This is a genomic window from Microbacterium endophyticum, assembly GCF_011047135.1.
Classification (GTDB): domain Bacteria; phylum Actinomycetota; class Actinomycetes; order Actinomycetales; family Microbacteriaceae; genus Microbacterium; species Microbacterium endophyticum.
Map to the genome: position 1 here is coordinate 306,907 of NZ_CP049255.1, position 17,315 is coordinate 324,221.

General features: G+C 63.6%; 18 protein-coding genes, 1 pseudogene and 1 riboswitch. Of the genes and pseudogenes, 13 read left to right on the forward strand and 6 right to left on the reverse strand.

What is annotated here, in order from left to right; translation table 11 throughout:
* The first annotated feature begins 49 nt into the window (after positions 1-49).
* The 6 genes from G6N83_RS01495 to G6N83_RS01520 all read left to right on the forward strand — a co-directional run bounded on the left by G6N83_RS01495 (position 50) and on the right by G6N83_RS01520 (position 6,288).
* On the forward strand, positions 50-1,060 hold the full coding sequence (locus tag G6N83_RS01495; protein WP_165138616.1) for a VOC family protein: 1,011 nt from the start codon (positions 50-52) through the stop codon (positions 1,058-1,060).
* 83 nt (positions 1,061-1,143) lie between these two features.
* Complete coding sequence (locus G6N83_RS01500; protein WP_165143019.1) at positions 1,144-2,103, forward strand: fumarylacetoacetate hydrolase family protein; 960 nt, start codon at positions 1,144-1,146, stop codon at positions 2,101-2,103.
* Positions 2,100-3,110, forward strand: coding sequence for a cyclase family protein (locus G6N83_RS01505; RefSeq protein WP_165138618.1), 1,011 nt, complete (start codon positions 2,100-2,102; stop codon positions 3,108-3,110). Before G6N83_RS01500 ends, G6N83_RS01505 begins: the two co-directional genes overlap by 4 nt.
* 33 nt (positions 3,111-3,143) lie before the next feature.
* Positions 3,144-4,277 carry an FAD-dependent monooxygenase gene (locus tag G6N83_RS01510; RefSeq protein ID WP_165138620.1) on the forward strand — a complete coding sequence of 378 codons (1,134 nt, stop codon included), beginning with the start codon at positions 3,144-3,146 and terminating at the stop codon, positions 4,275-4,277.
* Entirely contained in the window at positions 4,274-5,311 is a 1,038-nt protein-coding gene (locus tag G6N83_RS01515) for an amidohydrolase family protein (protein ID WP_165138622.1), read from the forward strand. The genes G6N83_RS01510 and G6N83_RS01515 overlap by 4 nt, the downstream gene beginning before the upstream one ends.
* Entirely contained in the window at positions 5,308-6,288 is a 981-nt protein-coding gene (locus G6N83_RS01520) for a fumarylacetoacetate hydrolase family protein (RefSeq protein ID WP_165138624.1), read from the forward strand. Before G6N83_RS01515 ends, G6N83_RS01520 begins: the two co-directional genes overlap by 4 nt.
* Positions 6,289-6,300: 12 nt before the next feature.
* Here the strand turns inward: G6N83_RS01520 and G6N83_RS01525 are convergent, their stop codons facing one another.
* Complete coding sequence (locus tag G6N83_RS01525; RefSeq protein ID WP_165138626.1) at positions 6,301-6,624, reverse strand: hypothetical protein; 324 nt, start codon at positions 6,622-6,624, stop codon at positions 6,301-6,303.
* A gap of 179 nt (positions 6,625-6,803) precedes the next feature.
* On the opposite strand from G6N83_RS01525, the gene G6N83_RS01530 reads away from it, so the two are divergent.
* Positions 6,804-7,739, forward strand: coding sequence for a carbohydrate kinase family protein (locus tag G6N83_RS01530; protein WP_165138628.1), 936 nt, complete (start codon positions 6,804-6,806; stop codon positions 7,737-7,739).
* A gap of 77 nt (positions 7,740-7,816) precedes the next feature.
* Here the strand turns inward: G6N83_RS01530 and G6N83_RS01535 are convergent, their stop codons facing one another.
* The 3 genes from G6N83_RS01535 to thiM form a co-directional block, all read right to left on the reverse strand.
* Positions 7,817-9,289 (reverse strand): bifunctional hydroxymethylpyrimidine kinase/phosphomethylpyrimidine kinase, encoded by a 1,473-nt coding sequence (locus tag G6N83_RS01535; protein ID WP_165138630.1) that lies wholly within the window; start codon positions 9,287-9,289, stop codon positions 7,817-7,819.
* Positions 9,286-9,939, reverse strand: a complete 654-nt coding sequence (thiE, locus tag G6N83_RS13815) for a thiamine phosphate synthase (protein WP_241246245.1) — start codon at positions 9,937-9,939, stop codon at positions 9,286-9,288. Before thiE ends, G6N83_RS01535 begins: the two co-directional genes overlap by 4 nt.
* The gene (gene thiM / locus G6N83_RS01545) at positions 9,936-10,745 is read right to left on the reverse strand and encodes a hydroxyethylthiazole kinase (RefSeq protein WP_241246246.1); all 810 of its coding nucleotides are present in this window, start codon (positions 10,743-10,745) and stop codon (positions 9,936-9,938) included. Before thiM ends, thiE begins: the two co-directional genes overlap by 4 nt.
* A riboswitch (TPP riboswitch) is annotated at positions 10,737-10,828 on the reverse strand. Its footprint overlaps the gene before it by 9 nt.
* Before the next feature lie 135 nt (positions 10,829-10,963).
* Here thiM and G6N83_RS01550 point away from each other — a divergent pair.
* The 3 genes and pseudogenes from G6N83_RS01550 (at position 10,964) to G6N83_RS01560 (ending at position 13,282) form a co-directional block, all read left to right on the forward strand.
* A pseudogene (locus tag G6N83_RS01550) lies at positions 10,964-12,081 on the forward strand (NAD(P)/FAD-dependent oxidoreductase).
* Positions 12,075-13,058 (forward strand): arsenic resistance protein, encoded by a 984-nt coding sequence (locus G6N83_RS01555; RefSeq protein ID WP_165138634.1) that lies wholly within the window; start codon positions 12,075-12,077, stop codon positions 13,056-13,058. The pseudogene G6N83_RS01550 and the gene G6N83_RS01555 overlap by 7 nt, the downstream one beginning before the upstream one ends.
* On the forward strand, positions 13,055-13,282 hold the full coding sequence (locus G6N83_RS01560) for an RNA-binding S4 domain-containing protein (RefSeq protein WP_165138636.1): 228 nt from the start codon (positions 13,055-13,057) through the stop codon (positions 13,280-13,282). Before G6N83_RS01555 ends, G6N83_RS01560 begins: the two co-directional genes overlap by 4 nt.
* A gap of 23 nt (positions 13,283-13,305) precedes the next feature.
* On the opposite strand, the gene G6N83_RS01565 is transcribed toward G6N83_RS01560, so the two are convergent.
* Entirely contained in the window at positions 13,306-13,719 is a 414-nt protein-coding gene (locus G6N83_RS01565; protein ID WP_165138638.1) for a hypothetical protein, read from the reverse strand.
* A gap of 95 nt (positions 13,720-13,814) precedes the next feature.
* On the opposite strand from G6N83_RS01565, the gene G6N83_RS01570 reads away from it, so the two are divergent.
* Both G6N83_RS01570 and G6N83_RS01575 read left to right on the forward strand, forming a co-directional pair.
* The gene (locus G6N83_RS01570; RefSeq protein ID WP_165138640.1) at positions 13,815-14,471 is read left to right on the forward strand and encodes a YigZ family protein; all 657 of its coding nucleotides are present in this window, start codon (positions 13,815-13,817) and stop codon (positions 14,469-14,471) included.
* A gap of 181 nt (positions 14,472-14,652) precedes the next feature.
* Entirely contained in the window at positions 14,653-15,084 is a 432-nt protein-coding gene (locus tag G6N83_RS01575) for a DUF1801 domain-containing protein (protein ID WP_165138642.1), read from the forward strand.
* Positions 15,085-15,176: 92 nt separating this feature from the next.
* On the opposite strand, the gene G6N83_RS01580 is transcribed toward G6N83_RS01575, so the two are convergent.
* Entirely contained in the window at positions 15,177-15,797 is a 621-nt protein-coding gene (locus tag G6N83_RS01580) for a Fic family protein (RefSeq protein ID WP_165138644.1), read from the reverse strand.
* Positions 15,798-16,244: 447 nt separating this feature from the next.
* Between G6N83_RS01580 and G6N83_RS01585 the strand changes: the two genes are divergently transcribed.
* Positions 16,245-17,261, forward strand: a complete 1,017-nt coding sequence (locus G6N83_RS01585; RefSeq protein ID WP_165138646.1) for a DUF4236 domain-containing protein — start codon at positions 16,245-16,247, stop codon at positions 17,259-17,261.
* Positions 17,262-17,315 lie beyond the last annotated feature (54 nt).

The window sequence follows — 17,315 nt, forward strand, 5'->3', positions numbered from 1 at the left end:
TGAGGAGAAGGGCAGATACCGCGCCCAGTGGCTTCCGAAAGGATCAAAGATGATCAAGCTTCTCTCTCACCTCTCGTATGTCTCAGTGACGACGACCGACGTGGAGGCATCGGTCGAGTTCTACAAGACGCACGTCGGGCTGACCGAGGTAGCACGCGAAGATGGTCGTGTCTATCTCCGTTGCTGGGGCGACTACTACTCGTACTCGCTCGTTATCGCACCGGGCGACGAGCCATCTCTCGAAACCATGGCGTGGCGAACCTCGAGCGCCGAGGCGCTCGATGAGGCCGCGAAGCGTCTCGAAGCTGCCGGCGTCGAAGTCGAGTGGTTCGACGGTTTCAAGGTGGGCCGCGCGCTCCGTTTCGTTGGCCCGTGGGGCCACAACATGACGCTGCACTGGGACGTCGAGCGCCACCAGGCAGCTGGCCACGTCGCATCGATTTACCCCGACCGCCCCGAAAAGCGTTCCAAGATCGCCGGCGCGCCTCGCCAGCTCGATCACGTGACGATCGCCACAAGCGACGTCGACGGGTTCGCGAAGTGGTACAACGAGGTGCTGGGATTCCGCATCATGGCACGCACAGTGCTCGATGAAGCCCCCATCTCGGTGTTCTCCGTGCTCACCACCAACGAGAAATCACACGACCTGGGCGTCGTTCTCGACGGATCGTCGCGCGCCGGTCGCGTGAATCACTACGCGTTCTGGGTCGACACCTACGAAGAGCTTCTGATCGCGGCCGACACGCTGATGGAGCACGACATTCCGATCGAGTACGGGCCGTCGATCCACGGCATCGGCGAGCAAACGTTCCTGTACTACCGCGAACCGTCGACGATGCGCATCGAACTCAACACTGGCGGATACCGCAACTACGTGCCCGACTGGACACCGAACACGTGGAAGCCTTCGATGGGCTCGAGCAACTTCTACCGCAACAGTGCTATGCCGATGTCGATGACGGAATCGTTCCCACCGGCCGATGGCCCGTCAGCGACAGAAGAAGGTGTGCCGGAAGAGATTCGCGACGCGCTTCTCAACCCCTACACGCAACACGGTTAAGCCGCAGTCCGGGTTGTGGGGGCGCCGCCGATCGCGCCGCCACAGCCCGAACCACGGATCGGCAAGGAGTGAAAGTGACGAAGATGTCCGCAAATTTTGATGCCCCATTCGCGCTAGCCCGTTTCGACAATGGCGGGCGCGCAGCGCTCGGTCTCGTCGCAGGCGACCGCATCCGCGAGTTAACACCGGCCGAGCTCGGGGCCGAAGACCTCAACGCCTTCCTGGCGAGCCCGGACTGGGACCGGCTAGAAGCTCTCACGCAGCAGGATGGCTCGTGGCATCCGCTCGACGACGTGACTCTGCTCGCCCCGGTCGAACCCCGGGAGGTGCTGCAGGCTGGCGCGAACTACCGCACACACGTCATCCAGCTCATCATGGCCGGCCTGTCGAAGGGCGATCCGTCACGGAGCGCTGACGAGGTGCGAGCTCACGCCGAAAAGGTGATGGATGCTCGAGCTGCGAGCGGTCGCCCCTTCTTCTTCATCGGGCTCCCCCAGTGTGTTGTGGGCGCGAATGTTCCGCTCGAATTGCCGTCGTACAGCGAAACCCACGACTGGGAGCTGGAGCTTGCGGTTGTCATCGGAAAGCGCGCGGCGGACGTATCGCCTGAGGATGCAATGGAGCACGTGGCGGGCTACACGATCGTCAACGACATCACGACGCGTGACCTCGTCTTTCCGACGGATGTCGGCGACATCGGCGCTGACTGGTACCGCTCGAAGAATGCACCGGGCTTCTTGCCGACGGGTCCGTTCCTCGTGCCGGCTCAGTTCGTAGACCCGGCAAACCTCCGCGTCGTGCTCGAACTGAACGGCGAAGCGAAGCAGGATGCCACAACGGCCGAGCTGATCTTCGATGTGCCGTCTCTCGTCTCGGTGGCGTCGAAGACCGCTCCCCTCAACCCCGGAGATCTGCTGCTCACCGGAAGCCCCGCCGGCAACGGCCAGCACTGGAAGCGGTTTCTCCAAGACGGCGACGTCATGTCGGGATCGATCGAAGGACTCGGCACCCAGGTTGTGCGCTGCGTCGCGGGGTCACGATGACTCACACGGACGCGACGCCGTCGGAGCACCCAAGTGACCTCGACCGCAACGATCCCGCAGCCGAGATCGCTGTTCGTGCCGAGGCCTATCGCAACTGGGGGCGATGGGGTGACGACGATGTGCTGGGCACACTCAACTTCATCGACGACGGCATCCGTACCAGTGCTGCACGGCTCGTGACCGAGGGTCGCGTCGTATCGCTCGCGCAGAAGTTCGACACCGATGGCCCGCAAAAGGGATGGCGTCGGCGGATCAACCCCGTACACACGATGACCGATACCGGAACCGACGCTGAGCGCGGCAACCAGGGGTTTCCACACGGTATCGGTGGTGCGGATGACTACGTCACCATGCCGCTGCAGTGCTCGACGCAATGGGACGGACTCGGCCACATCTTCGATCATGGAAACGCCTGGAACGGCCGCCGGGCCGGAGACGTCGTAACCAGTGAAGGTGACCTTGTCACGGGCGTCGAACATGCGCGCGATGTCATTGTTTCTCGAGGAGTGTTGCTCGATCTCGGTCGGCACCTCTCGCCAGAAACCGGTGAGCTTGCCGATGGTTACGCGATCACGCCAGCCGAACTCGACTCGTGCATCGCAGCGCAGGGCGCCACAAGCGCTGTGCGGCGCGGCGATATTGTGCTCGTCCGCACGGGTCGATACACGCGTGCGCTCCGCGAGGGCTGGGGCGAGTACGCCGGGGGTCCAGCCCCCGGGCTTTCGCTCACGAGCGCCGGCTGGCTCCACCGCACCGAGATCGCCGCTATCGCGACCGACACGTGGGGATTCGAAGTGCGCCCCAACGAATTCGATGCCCCGGCATTCCAGCCCCTGCATCAGATTGTCATCCCCAATATGGGGCTGACAATCGGCGAGATGTGGAATCTCGATGAGCTGGGAGAGGTCTGCGCTCAACTCGGCCGATGGGAGTTCTTGCTCTCTGCGCCGCCCCTGCCGATCACGGGTGCCGTGGGCTCACCGATCAACCCGGTCGCTCTGCTTTAAATTCTTCATTGTCCAGAACAGAGAGGTTCTGAAATGTCTGCAGTCAATAAAGTCGCCGTCGTCGGTAGTGGCGTCGCAGGGCTTGCCGCATCGATCCAGCTCGCCAAGGCGGGTGTATCGGTCGATTTGTACGAGGCGACCGCTGAGCTGTACGCCCTCGGTTCCGGAATCTCGTTGCAGGGCAACGCCCTGCGGGTGTTCGATGCGCTGGGCGCGTGGGATGACATCCTCGCCGCCGGATACGCCTTCGAGGGCCTCACGCTACGCGCACCCGGGCCCGACGCACCGATCGTGGCTGAACTTCCCGATGTCAAGACCGGTGGTCCCGATTACCCCGCCGCGATGGGGATGCCGCGGGCTGACCTGGCCCGCATTCTCGCCGACCACGCAGTGCGTGCCGGTGTCGTGATGCACTTCAGCTCGAAGGTTACGGGGCTTGAAGAGTCCGAAGCATCCGTTGAGCTTTTCGTGAACGACGCGAGCGCCGGGAGCTACGATCTCGTCATCGGGGCCGATGGTGTGAACTCGCGCGTACGCGAACTCATCGGAATCGACACGAAGCCCGAGCCCACCGGCATGGGTATTTGGCGCACGTTCGTGTCGCGCCCGCCGGAGGTCGAGCGAAGCGAGCTTTATTACGGCGGACCGGTTTACATCGCGGGCTACACCCCCACCGGCGAAGATTCGATCTATGCGTTTCTCGTTGAGAAAGCTCAAGATCGCGTCGGCGTAACTCCCGAAGAGGCAACCCGCATCATGCTCGAGGAGTCGCGTGCCTACGGCGGGCCCTGGAACGCGATTCGCGCCGATCTTGAAAACGGCGCACGCGCGAACTACACCTGGTTCACCAAGCACATCGTGACCGCGCCGTGGAACCGGGGCCGCACCGTGATCATCGGCGATGCCGCACACAGCTGCCCGCCCACGATCGCGCAGGGCGCGGCGCAGGGGCTCGAAGACGCCTACGTGCTGACCGAGCTGCTTGTGAATCGCGACACGATCGATCAGACGCTCTGGGATGAGTTCCACGAGCGCCGGATCCCCCGGGCACAGGCAGTGGTTGAGGCATCCGTGCAGCTGGGACAGTGGCAGATAGACGGTGACCGCGATGCGGATGCCGGTGGACTGATCTTTGGGATCGCTCAGAAGATGGCGCAGCCCGCATGACCGGCCCGGTGACTGGCGCCGCTGTAACCGGCACCGTCGATGTTCACGCTCATGTGCTGCTGCCAACGCTTCACGCCGAGGTAGAACGGCGCGCACCAGAGCTCGTTGCCGAAGCCGCCGCGCTCGACCTGCGCCGAAATGGTGCGGCGAGCCAGGCGGTTTCTGGGCCGATGATCGGGATGCGGATTCCCAAACTCACGGATGTGAATGTGCGTCTGGCGGATATGGATGCGCAGGGTGTGGAGCGGCAGTGGGTGAGCGCATCGCCTAACCACTTCTACCCGTGGGCGCCCGAGGGGCTTGCGGTCTGGGTGGCAGGGGAAGCCAACAGGCTGATCGCCGACTACGTTGCGCAGGCGCCCGACCGCCTCACGGGGCTCGGACTCGTGCCGATGCAGCATCCGGAGCGGATGGTCGAGTATCTCGATGACGCGGTGCTCGGTCGTGGCCTCGCCGGAGTCGAGATTTCGTCATTCGCGGGTGATGTGGAGCTCTCCGACCCGCGCCTCGAGCCGTTCTGGGCACGTGCGGCAGAACTCGGAATCGTCATCTTCTTGCACCCCTTCGGCTGCAGCCTCGATGAGCGCCTCGACAGGTTCTACCTCGCCAACACCGTCGGCCAGCCGACCGAGAACGCTGTGGCGCTTTCGCATCTCATCTTTGCCGGTGTGCTTGATCGGCACCCCGCACTGAAGATCGTCGCCGCTCACGGTGGCGGGTACCTGCCAACGGTGATCGGCAGGTCTGACCATGCGTGGAATGTTCGACCAGATGCTCGAGGCTGCGAGCACCCGCCCTCGACGTATTTGCGAAAGGTCTGGTTCGACACGGTCGTGCACGATTCGCGCACTCTTCATGCTCTCGTTGAGGTCGCGGGCGAAGACCGGGTGGTGCTCGGCAGCGACTACCCGTTCGACATGGGTCTCGATGACCCGGTTACGAAGATTCGCGAAGCCGAACTCGCCGAAGACATCACGCAGCGCATCCTCGGTGGTAACGCCGCAGCACTGCTCGAAACGAAGAGGACCGCATGAAAATCGCACGCTGGCGTGATGGTGGCGAAGTCCGCGAGGGCTTCGTCGCGGACCCAGATGTTGTTCCCTTTCCCGACAACCGCACCGTGGCGTCGGTCTTGGCCGACGGCTTAGCCACTGCCCAGCGGCTCTGGGCGGAGGCATCCGCGCTTCCGGCTTCGGCGCGACGGCCGCTGGCCGACGTGGAGCTGCTGGCTCCCGTCGCTCCCCCATCGGTGCGCGACTTCGTGACGTTCGAAGAGCACGTGGAAGGCGTCAGCGCGGGGGTCGAGGGCAAGAGCCATGTCGCCGACGAGTGGTACGAAGCGCCGACGTTCTACTTCACCAATCCGCATACGATTCTCGGCCCGAGCGAACCCGTTCGTCCGCCCGTCACCGAGCGCCTCGATTTCGAACTCGAACTTGCCGTCGTGATCAGCGCAGCCCCCGGCTCGGACGGCTCGAACCTTGACGCGGATGCCGCAGCCAGCCACATCTTCGGGTACACGATCATGAACGACTGGTCGGCTCGCGATCTGCAGGGACGCGAGATGAAGGTGCGCCTGGGCCCCTGCAAGGGCAAAGACTTCGGAATGACACTCGGACCGTGGATCGTGACGGCGGACGAGCTCGATGAGTACCTCGACGAAGACGGCTTCCTTGCCCTTCGTGCCGAGGTGCGCGTCAACGATGAGCTCATCGGCGAAGACCTGGTCTCGAACATGGGCTGGCCATTCCCCGAACTCGTCGCGTACGCGTCACACAACTCACGGGTTATGCCAGGCGATGTGCTGGGTTCCGGCACGGTTGGCAACGGCGGATGCCTCGGCGAACTGTGGGGGCGAAACGCTGGGCTCACGCCGCCGCCGCTCGAGACAGGCGACCGCGTGCGAATGACGGTGGAGGGCGTCGGTGAGATTGAGACCGTCGTCGGCGAGACGGTGGCTGCGCCCCAGACGGCCCGCGCACGAGTGCGCTCTCGCGCCCGCTCGCGCTAGCGGCGGCGGCGCCTAGTGCAGGCGCTCAAAGTCGGTGATGATCGTCCACGTTGTTTCTTGTTGCAACGTTTCCATGAGCGCGAGCGCGTGACTCTGGGCCGCTGCGCGACCAGCGACGGCATGCACGTCGATCGTCAGTGGCGGCGGCTCACCGAACTTCGGAATCTCGATCACGACCCACACATCGTCGGCGAGGGGCACCGTCGGGTGTGAGGTCGCAGGCCCGACGACAGCGGCACCGACCGCTCGCGCGACGGCATCGAGCGCTGACAGTTTGTCGACGGCGTCGGATGCGACAAGGGTTGCGACCGCGGATTCGCGTTCTGATGCGAGCATGCGCCCAGTCAATCACTCCCCGTCGGGCGCGGGAACACCTGATTGACGCATCCCGCGATCGATATTCAGTGCGTAGCCGAACGCTCGCCGAGCGTACGCACGCCGTAGCCTCGAATGAGCTACTTTTTCTCAAGGCTGAGACCTGAATCTCTGAGCCACCTCACGACCTGGAGCTACTCATGGCCGATACCCCCTCGCATCCGATCCATACCCCCGATGTGCTCGTCGTCGGCGAGGCGCTCGTCGACATTGTGCACCGGGCTAACGGCACTGTCGACGCAAAGCCCGGGGGCAGTCCCGCAAATGTGGCGCTGACTCTCGGCAGGCTAGAACGCAGCCCGCGGCTGCTCACGTCGCTCAGCAACGATGCGCACGGAGTGATGGTCAAAGCGTGGCTCGAAGAGTCGAGCGTCGCCGTTGAGGGCGAGGTGGCCGAACGCACGTCGACGGCGGCCGCCCACCTCGACGAGCATGGCGCCGCAAGTTACGACTTCGCGATCACCTGGGACCTTGGTGACTCTGTGAGCGAAGGGTCGCCCGATGCTCTGCACATCGGCTCGATCGCCGCGGTACTCGCCCCCGGTGCCGAGGCTGTCGCGCGCCTTGTGGAACGCCATCGGGGCCGCGCACTCATCAGTTACGACCCGAACATTCGCCCGAGTCTCGTCGATGACGAAGAGTCGGTGCGGTCGCAGGTCGCAGCGCTTCGGGCTCAGGCCGATGTCGTCAAGGCAAGCGACGAAGACGTCAGCTGGCTGCACCCGGGCGAAGACGTGCTGGCCGTTGCGCGCCAGTGGGCCGCCGATGGCCCGTCTCTTGTTGTGATCACGCTCGGTTCAGAAGGCGCGCTCGCTGTTCTTCGCGGCGAAGTGCTGCGGATTCCTGGTGTGCCCGTCACCGTCGTAGACACCGTCGGTGCGGGTGACACGTTTATGGGCGCACTCATCGATGGGTTGCTCACGGCCGGTGTCTACGGCCCGCTTGTGCAGCGCGCGCTCGCAGAACTAGGTACGGATGACGTCGATTCGATACTTCGACGGAGCGCCGCTGCCGCGGCCGTCACGGTCTCTCGGCCCGGAGCCGACCCACCGCGCCGCGCGGAACTCGACGGATAGCTGCGCTCTCTATTGAGATGAGGCTCCCGGGTACTAGATCGGTGTGGCCGTTCAATCCGAAGATCACGACGACACCGTCACACCCATATCTCGTACGGCGCCGCGAAGAACGCGAGTTCATGCGCTGCAGACGCACGAAAGGCCTCCCGCATCCGGGCTCGAGTCGTCTCGTCGGCATGCGCCGCGGCTCCTGCCACGATCATCATTGCCCTCTCGGTCGCCGCCGCAAATGCATCGTCAGCGTAGGTATCGAGCCAGGTGCGATACCGATGCTCCGCGTGAGAATGCGGATGCAGTCGTGTCCCCACATCTTGATAGAGCCAAAAGCACGGCAGCAACGCTGCGATCAACACCGCGTAGTCACCGCGAGCCGATGTCGCGAGCAGGTGGTTGAGGTATCCGCTCGTCACGGCGCTCGGGTACGTCTCCCCCAGCGCGTCGGCGGGTATCCAGCTCTCGTGCAACTGCATCTCGGTGGCAACCGCACCGTGGGCGCTCGCCGCCCAAAATGCCTGCTCGTCGCCCGTGGGAGCAAGCCTGCTGGCCTCGGCGAGCGCTCGAGAGTAATCACGCAGATAGAGGGCGTCTTGCTTTAGGTACCAAACGAATGCGTCTTGATCGAGAGTGCCGTCGCCGAGCGCTCTCACGAACGGCACGTCGTCGATGCTCTCGCGCAGGTCGCGAATGTACTCCCACCAGTCGGTGATCACTTCGCCGGGCGTCGGTCGCGTCACGATGCCACCGCGCTCCCACAGCCCCGCGAAGTGGCTCACGGGGCCATTGCCTGAACCGACCTCAAGTGAAGAACCATGACGGATGCTCTCGCCCAGCCACCGCTTCGACTCCCCCGTCGCACTCGCCCAATCACCGGTCGCGGCGTACCGGGTCGCAATCGCCGACGAGAGCGAGCACCCCGTGCCGTGCGTGTTGGTCGTCTCGATGCGCTCACCGGGAAACTCGATGACGTGGCCGCGGGCGTCGATGAGTGCGTCAGGGAGCTCCTCCCCTCCGAGATGACCGCCCTTGGCGAGTACACGCACTCCGAGTCGCGCAGCAACGCGCTTTGCCTGGCCAATGACCGCGTTCCAATCGCACGCGGTCGGCTCTTCTGCGAGTATCGCAAGCTCCGGAATGTTGGGGGTTACCAGGTCGACACGAGACGCAAGGTCGCGGAGCGCCTGCTCAGCGTCGCGGTCAAGCAGGCGATCACCGCTCGTTGCCACCATCACCGGGTCGAGCACAATGACCGGCGGTCGCACGCGATCAAGCCAGGCTTTGACTGTCGCGATCACCTCGGTATTGGCGAGCATCCCGATTTTTACCGAATCGATCACGACATCGTCCGAAACCGCGTCGAGCTGCTCCGCAAGAAACTGGGTCGGCGGCACGTGCACCGAGCGCACCCCCTGCGTATTTTGAGCAACGAGAGCCGTCACAACGGCCATACCGTAGCCACCGTTGGCTGCGATGCTCTTGAGATCGGCTTGAATGCCCGCGCCGCCGGTTGGGTCGGTACCTGCGATGCTCAGCACCCGCGGCACGCCACTCATGCCGCCGACTCCCAGGCTTGGCGGAGCTCCAACGCTGCAACTCCCGGGTCGGGCGCAGCGCACACTGCCGACACAACCGCAGCGCCGGCGGCGCCCGCTCGGCGCAATCCGGCCAGGTCGTGGCGCGTGACCCCGCCGATTGCGACCGCGGGCAACGCGCTCGCCGCCACGAGCTGAGCGAATCGCACTATCCCCAGCGAGGGTGGCGCGTCTTTCTTCGTCGCGGTGGCATGCAGCGCACCAATACCGACGTAGTTCACGTTTCCCGCACCGGATGCCGCAGCCCGCAGCTGTTCTTCGGTCGATGCGCTAAGCCCCAGCACCGCGTCGGGCCCAATCATTTCGCGGACGGCAGCTACCGGCAGATCAGACTGCCCCACGTGCACGCCCGCAACCCGGGCACCCGCAGCGCGAGCAGCGAGATACACGTCAATTCGGTCGTTGACGAGAAGCGATACGTGCGGCGGAAGAGTCTCGGAGATACGCAGCACCGTCTCAAGAAACCGCCGGGGCGAGGCATCCTTTTCTCGCACTTGCACCGTCGTCACACCGTGTCGTGCCGCCGTGTGCATCAACTCGATGAGGTCGTGACCGGCATCCGTCGCGATCTTGGCATCTGTCACGAGATAGAGCGAGAGATCGATGTTCACGCGATCGCCGCCATCCGACGGATGTCATCTGCATCGACTGCGGCGAGCGCGTCGAGAAAGTTCGCCGCGAAACTGCCAGGCCCAACGGAGCGTGATGCTGCCAGTTCCGCCGCGACGGTATAAACCGTGGCGGCGGCAACGGTCGTTGCGAGCCTGTCGTCATCAACTGCGGCGAATGCGGCCATGACCGCTCCCAGCGCACAGCCGCCACCGGTGACCTTTGTGAGCAGTGCGTCTCCGTTCGCGATGCGGATGGTATCCCGACCATCGGTCACAACGTCGACCGGCCCCGAAATGGCAACAACGCGCCCGGTCTTCGCGGCGAGCGCTCGCGCGACAGGTTCTGCCTCATCAACCCCGTCAGATGCATCAACTCCGCGCCCACCGGAGCCCGAACCCATTGCCGCGATGATCTCTGACGCATTTCCGCGCACGATGCTCGGGCGAAGATCCCTCAGCGTGTACCCGAGTGGAGTCCGCACCGGCAGCGAACCGACTGCAACCGGGTCGAGCACCCAGGGCGTCTTGGCATCGTTCGCCGCGGCAACGGCTTCAAGCATCGCTTCTCGCGACTCGGCTGCGGGCGTGCCGAGGTTGACGAGAAGTCCCGATGCGACCCTCGCAAACGGCCCCGCTTCGTCAGGGATGTCGACCATCGCAGCGGATGCCCCGAGAGCGAGCAAAGCGTTGGCGGTGAAGTTCACCACCACGCTATTGGTGATGCACTGCACGAGCGGTGCATGATCCCGCACCTCGTCGAGTGCTGAACAGGTGAAATCGGTCAGGTTTTTTGGCGTGCGCAGCATGCGCGACATCCCTTCGCTAGTACGAACTAGATCAGGTTCAACGGGTGTCATCTCAGCCCCGCAGGGCACCCCGTGTCACTTGTGTGTACTCCAGACCATACCGATGAAAGCGGATGCTTCGCACGCGGAGCGCAGTTGGTGCCGCGACACAGGATTCGTCGCTTCGAGCCATGGTCACATAATCTATTGAGAACGCTTCTCAATTAGATGGTGAGTTCATGTCGCACGAACCCAAGACTCTTGACGCACTCGTGGTCGGTGCGGGCCCCGCAGGCATCGGCACCGCCCTGGCTCTCGCCGCAGTCGAAAACCTCACGTTCGGCGTGCTGGAGCGGGGCCAAATCGGACAGACCTTTCTCGACTGGCCAACTGAACAGACCTTCCTTACGCCGTCTTTCACCGGCAATGGGTTCGGGGCAACGGATCTCAATGCCGTTCACCCCGAAACATCTCCAGCCTTCAGCCTGGGCGTGGAATATCCAACTGGCGCACAGTACGCGAAGTACCTGCGCAGCGTCGCAGCGCACTTTCGCGTCCCGATTCTCTCTGACGTCGAAGTCACCGCGGTCACCCCCGCGAGCACGACTTCGAGGTGCAGCACGCGGGCGGCACCACACTCGCTCGCTCGCTCGTGTGGGCGGGCGGAGAATTCGGCCAGCCACTGCAACCACGTCTCTCCGGCAGCAGTTTCGCCGATGGAGCACGCGAGCCTGCGGCATGGGAGCCGCGCGACGGTCGAGTGCTCGTAATCGGAGGTTACGAGTCAGGCATAGATATCGCGTGTCACCACGTAGAACGCGGAGCTCATGTCACAGTCGTCGACGCTTCCACGCCCTGGGACGCCGGCACCGGTTCGGACCCATCCTTTCGCCTCGCGCCTCGCTCCCGTACGCGCTTAAGCGCAGCAGGGAGTACCGGACGGCTCACCCTCGTTGACGCACACGCCGCTGCTATCAAGAAAGACGGCACGAAATGGGTGGTTCGCTTGGATAGCGGAGCATCGGTTCGCACCGATTCGCGCCCGATCGCCGCGACCGGCTACGGCCCCGGTCTCGGTCCCGTCGAGGGTCTATTCTCACTGCGCCCCGACGGGTGGCCCGAACTCGACGAGGATGACCAGTCCACGCTCACACCCGGGCTCTTCCTGTCAGGCCCCGCAATCCGGCATGGCGGATTGAAGTTCTGTTTCGTCTACAAGTTCCGTCAGCGCTTCGCGCACATTGCGAGAGTCATCGGAGAACGGGCGGAGAAAGACACCGGTGCGCTAGAGGCGTGGCGTGCTGCCGGCATGCTCACCGATGATCTCTCCTGCTGCGGTGTGGAGTGCGCGTGCTAGAGCAAATCCCCCGAGGCGGACTCGCTACGGCGCTGTTTCTCGCTGCGATTGTCGGCGGAAGCCTCCTCGGGTCTTTCGCGCCCGGCACAGCAGGCCTGGTCGCCGAATTCACAGACCCGCTGATCCTGGTCTTGGTCGGCGCTCTATTTTTCACGCTGCGCCTGGACGGGCTTTCCGCTTTGCGCCGCGCCCCGCAGACAATGCTGCTTGCGATCGGTATGAATTTTCTCGTCATCCCGTTCGTCGCTTTCACGCTTACTGCGCTCTTGCCCGACGATGCACTCCGCCTGGGAGTGTTGATTTACTGCCTCGCGCCCTGCACCGATTGGTTCCTTGGCTTCACACGCCTCGCTGGCGGAGACACCACCACGGGAGCAGCGCTCATTCCTCTGCAGATGGTTCTGCAACTGGCCTTATATCCCCTCTGGCTTGCCCTGTTCGCCGGCCAGCACGTGGAGTCGACGATGGGCGAAACAGCCACGACATTGCTGACGTGGTTCGTCCTGCCCGCGGCGATCGGCGTCGCCGCGCGCATCGCGCTGCACCTCATCGCTCCTGCCGAGCGACGGGAACAAATTCTGGCAACGACAGATCGGAGCATGCCGTTGGTCATTGCTGCGGTGATCCTCGTGATTTTCGCCGGCAATGTCGGAACGATCCTCGCCGCCCCAGCACGGTTCGCCGGGGTATTGGTTGTGGTCTTCCTGTTTTTTGTAGCCATCTTCGTGATCGGCGAGGGCGTGGCTCGATTGTTCCGGCTCCGCTACGCCGAGCACGCGCTGCTCACGATGACAACGTCTGCGCGGAACGCCCCGCTGATGCTCGCGCTCACGACGATCGCTCTGCCTGACCAGCCGGTGGTGCACGCGGCGATCATTCTGGGAATGCTGATCGAATTCCCCCATCTGACGGTCATCACCCAGCTACTGCAACGCGCTCGCCGCCATCCACGAGCAGCGGTTAGCATTCAAGGATGACATCACCCGATCCGATCGAAGACATTCCCGTCGAGGGAGACGTCATCCGCCTCGGACAGTTCCTGAAGCTCTCGGGCCTGCTCGACTCTGGCGGCAATGCCAAAGAGGTCATCATCGACGGGTACGTCACTGTGAACGGCGAGGTAGACCGTCGCCGCGGGCGCAAGCTACACGGGGGCGACCTCGTCACATTCGAAGACCGCACGGTGCGCGTTCGGTTCTGAGGCGGCCTAGCTCCCTGCGCTACTCATTCTGTGACCTTCTCGAGGTCTAACGCGAAGGCTCCACTGTCTTCACCTGACTCAAGATAGGTGGCCTGAATGGATGTCGAAGACACAACTTTTCCGATGATGTACCCATCGAAATCTGTGGCGTGAAACTCTGTCGAATCAACGATGTTTCCGGCAAACGGTTCGGGGTCGCTCCACTCGCCATCCACCTCACGCCAGGCCTTCTCGCCCGAAAAAGTTGTTCCGGTCGATTGGTCGATGATGAGACGCACCTCACGGTCTTGATACTCGCCGCTTTCATAACCGACGTTCGACCCGACCCAGGTGCCCTCGATACCTCGCTCTTCCAACGAGTTGGACAGCGAAGCGGCGCACCCCGCCAACGACAAGACCAGGGCGGATGCTGCAAGGGAAGCAACAATGATTCTCACGGCCTGAACGTAGCAACCTAGCCCAACTACGTCTATGCCCCGAGGGATGCCATCGTCGAAGCAGCCGGGTAGGCAGGGCGACTACTCTCAAGGGGATGCCGCTTTCCTACCCTTCCACCATCGCGGCCGGAGTGGAGCAGGAGATCGTCATCCGCAAGTCGCGGTTCATCGCCCGCATCGAGCCGGTCACATCGGTCGAGGAAGCCGAAGCCGTCATTGCCGCTGTGCGCAAACGGCATTGGGATGCGCGACACCACTGCACCGCCATGGTGCTGGGCCTCACCGCCGACCAGGCGCGATCCTCAGACGATGGCGAACCGTCGGGCACCGCGGGCATCCCGATGCTAGAAGTGCTGCGCCGCCGCGAGCTGACCGACCTCGTGGCCGTCGTCACACGCTACTTCGGAGGCGTCAAGCTCGGAGCGGGCGGACTCGTCCGCGCGTACTCGACCGCCGTGTCAGAAGCACTCGACGCGGCGTCACTCGTGCATCGCGTCGCACTCACACAGGTGCGCATCGAGGTTCCCCATGCCGACGCGGGGCGCATCGAGAACTTGCTTCGCAGCTGGGCGGGTCAAGCCGGCGCAACCTTGGGCGCGCCCAGCTACGCCGCGCACGCGACTCTCGATGTCTGGGCTCCGGCGAGCGCGCTGGCAGGACTACACGATGCGATTGCCGCCGCATCCGCGGGAGAGATCGCACCACAGCTCGGAGCGGAACGCATCGTCGACGTGCCCGCGAGCGACCGCTAGAGAGCGCCGAATACGGGGCCCGCGCGACTAGAGCCCGTGGCCGTGCGGTCGATCTGCGCCGCCCGGTGACATAGGTCGAATGCGATGCCGCCTGCATCGCTGAAACCTTGCGTGGCCAGGACACGCGGGACGACACGGTTGAGCCCTAGCCCCGGCTCCCGGAGGGTGGGATGATCACCGCATGGCCACCGCGACCAACACAGTTCCCACTGGCGCAGAGGTGAATGCGTTCTTGGCGCAAGTGACCCCTGCGAAACGCAAGGAGGACGGGCTGCGACTTGCGGAGATATTCCGAAAGGCCACCGGTGCGGATGCAGTGATGTGGGGGCCGTCGATCATCGGCTATGGCAGCTACCACTATGTCTCACCGGTCAATCCGCGCACGCACGGCGACTGGCCGAAGACGGGTTTCTCCCCACGCAAAGCAAGCCTGTCGATATACGGGTTGAAGGACCTGCCCGAGGGTGCGAAGTTGCTTCCCCAGCTCGGAACGTACGTTGAGGGCGCGGGTTGCGTCTACGTCAAAAAACTTGAGGACATTGACGAGGACGTACTACGCCGCCTCATTGAGATCGCGTGGTCGCGCGAGGACGACCCGCGCGACCGAAAATAGTCGTCTCGCTGTAAAAGGGTCTGATGCACGGATTGGCGTCGTCTTGACCTGCACCGTACAGTCCTGATCACCGGCGATGAGAGATCACGGCGCTAGAGCTTGTAAGTGGGAATGAAGGCCGCGAGCGGCTTGGGGTCACGATTGATGTCATACTCACGGAGCAGTGCAACGTACGACTTCTTGTCGATCGACCAGTCGTACATCTCGACGTCCTCCGACTCCTGGGCAGCGAGGAACGTCAGATCTGCATATAGGCGGGTGCTCCGGCCGTTCCCATCAGTGAATGGGTGGATTCGCACGCACTCAGCATGCACAGCGACGCCGAGTTCGCGCGGTGTCCAGTCCTCGGTGTGATCCCATCGATACTGGATAGTTTCGATAGAGGTCCGTAAATCGAGCGCGATGTAGGCCGGGTCGACTCCGAGATTAAAGAGATGACGCCGGTGCGTCCCCGCCCAGATCCAGACATCCCCGTACAGTCTTTGGTGCAGATCTCGCAGGAAATGATCTGAGAGCAGTTCGTCGAGTCCGAGTCGGTCTTCGAGAACGTCGGTGATGAGCTGTTCGGTCGCCTCGGCTTCAACGGCCTGTTCGAGGTCGTAGACGGCCGCTTTAGTGATCGGTTCCTCGAGGGCTTCGCGAGCCGCCGGAGTCAGGGCATCCAGCTCATCGAACGGGAGCGGAGTCTCGCCGTAACCCGGATCGAGCGTCACTTCTGCGTATTACGGGCCACGACGAAGCGTCCGGTCTTTGCAGACCGAACATAGTTTGCCGGCACGGTTCGTCGTTCCAGTGACGCTGACTCACGTGTGGAGCGTACGGCGGCACGCTTCACAGCGGCCTGGTCGATCGCCTTGCGCTTCATCGCCGTCCTACCTCATACAATTCGTGTGCTGACACTCAACTTTACCGCACCGTTCTGGGGCTTTCTAGGCAAACTGAGAGGCGAGAATTGGTCAAGATTCCTCGCGGGTGCTCTTATCTAATAGTTCGAGCGGCACCCCGTACACGTACATGTTTACGCCGGCGCGCGTAGTCGACGAATGACGTCCGAGCGGCTCGTTGAGGCTCACGTATCGCAATTCTGGCTTAGCGCACGACCTTCAATGCACTCGCACATCTCCATAGACTGCATTCAACTGGCTAATGGAGGCAGAACTATGGGGTTCAAGGTCCGCAAGTCCATCAAGATCGCGCCGGGCGTGCGGCTCAACGTCTCCAGCAAGAACATCGGCCTATCGGCCGGCGTTCGCGGAGCACGCGTCAGCGTCAACACAAATGGCCGCACGACACGAACAGTCGGCATCCCGGGCACCGGCATATCTCACACAAAGTCGACCTCGACCGGCAGCGGTCGCCGCCCAGCTCCGCGCCCGCAGCAGAACGCCCAGCCGGTGCGTGCGGCGCGTCCGAAGAAGGTCAAGCCTGGCCTCACCGCCCCTGCGTGGGAGAAGCAACTGTTCAAGCAGATCGATGGGGAACCGGACGCCGCGGCCATCCACGGCATCGGTCAGCAGACACCGTCGGTCGCGCCGACCGCCGCGATGGTCGAAGTCCTCCGCGTGGCCGGCCCGAACCGCGACAGCGAACGCGCGCGCGTGCTTCTCGGTTGGCTGTTCGATTCCGGCTACGACCCCGCTGCGGATCCCTTCATCACAAAGTACCTAGAGCCATCAGAGATCAACATTCCGGTCGCCACCGGCATCACCGCGGTCATGACCTGGGACCGCCAGGCCCTTGGTCTGATGGTCGCCGAACTCGAGCAAGCCGCCGGCAACCACCCCCGCGCCACCGCGGTCGTCGAAGCACTCGAGCCCACGACCGTCGCCGCCGTGTCCCTTGCTGAGCTCTACGCCGAGGCAGAGCGATGGTCCGATGTCATCGACTTGACCAACGGCCTCAGCAATGACGACGTCGCCGCGACCTTTCTCCTCATTCAACGCGGCACTGCCTTCCGCGAACAGGGCTACTTCGAAGCCGCCCGCGAGTCACTCAAGGAAGCGCTCCGCGTACGGTCGCGCCCCTCAGAACTCCGCCATCTGGCATGGGTATCCCGCGGCCACACGTACCTTCTCGAGGGCAAGAAGGCGATGGCGCGAAAGGACTTCGAGCGCGTACTCGCGGAGGATGCCGCGTACCCCGACCTCGACACGATGCTCGCATCGGTCGCGCCGTAGCCCTCTTATGAAGCCGATCTCTCTGGGGGGGTCACACGATAGACCGGAAAGCCG

What these genes read in the sequence shown, in the direction of transcription:
- G6N83_RS01505 (WP_165138618.1), top strand. Translation starts at nt 2,100, where the DNA reads ATGACTCACACGGACGCGACGCCGTCGGAGCACCCAAGTGACCTCGAC.
- G6N83_RS01570 (WP_165138640.1), top strand. Translation starts at nt 13,815, where the DNA reads ATGCCGCTTTCCTACCCTTCCACCATCGCGGCCGGAGTGGAGCAGGAG.
- G6N83_RS01575 (WP_165138642.1), top strand. Translation starts at nt 14,653, where the DNA reads ATGGCCACCGCGACCAACACAGTTCCCACTGGCGCAGAGGTGAATGCG.
- G6N83_RS01515 (WP_165138622.1), top strand. Translation starts at nt 4,274, where the DNA reads ATGACCGGCCCGGTGACTGGCGCCGCTGTAACCGGCACCGTCGATGTT.
- G6N83_RS01530 (WP_165138628.1), top strand. Translation starts at nt 6,804, where the DNA reads ATGGCCGATACCCCCTCGCATCCGATCCATACCCCCGATGTGCTCGTC.
- G6N83_RS01520 (WP_165138624.1), top strand. Translation starts at nt 5,308, where the DNA reads ATGAAAATCGCACGCTGGCGTGATGGTGGCGAAGTCCGCGAGGGCTTC.
- G6N83_RS01525 (WP_165138626.1), bottom strand. Translation starts at nt 6,624, where the DNA reads ATGCTCGCATCAGAACGCGAATCCGCGGTCGCAACCCTTGTCGCATCC.
- G6N83_RS01560 (WP_165138636.1), top strand. Translation starts at nt 13,055, where the DNA reads ATGACATCACCCGATCCGATCGAAGACATTCCCGTCGAGGGAGACGTC.
- G6N83_RS01500 (WP_165143019.1), top strand. Translation starts at nt 1,144, where the DNA reads ATGTCCGCAAATTTTGATGCCCCATTCGCGCTAGCCCGTTTCGACAAT.
- G6N83_RS01495 (WP_165138616.1), top strand. Translation starts at nt 50, where the DNA reads ATGATCAAGCTTCTCTCTCACCTCTCGTATGTCTCAGTGACGACGACC.
- G6N83_RS01585 (WP_165138646.1), top strand. Translation starts at nt 16,245, where the DNA reads ATGGGGTTCAAGGTCCGCAAGTCCATCAAGATCGCGCCGGGCGTGCGG.
- thiM (WP_241246246.1), bottom strand. Translation starts at nt 10,745, where the DNA reads ATGCTGCGCACGCCAAAAAACCTGACCGATTTCACCTGTTCAGCACTC.
- G6N83_RS01510 (WP_165138620.1), top strand. Translation starts at nt 3,144, where the DNA reads ATGTCTGCAGTCAATAAAGTCGCCGTCGTCGGTAGTGGCGTCGCAGGG.
- G6N83_RS01535 (WP_165138630.1), bottom strand. Translation starts at nt 9,289, where the DNA reads ATGAGTGGCGTGCCGCGGGTGCTGAGCATCGCAGGTACCGACCCAACC.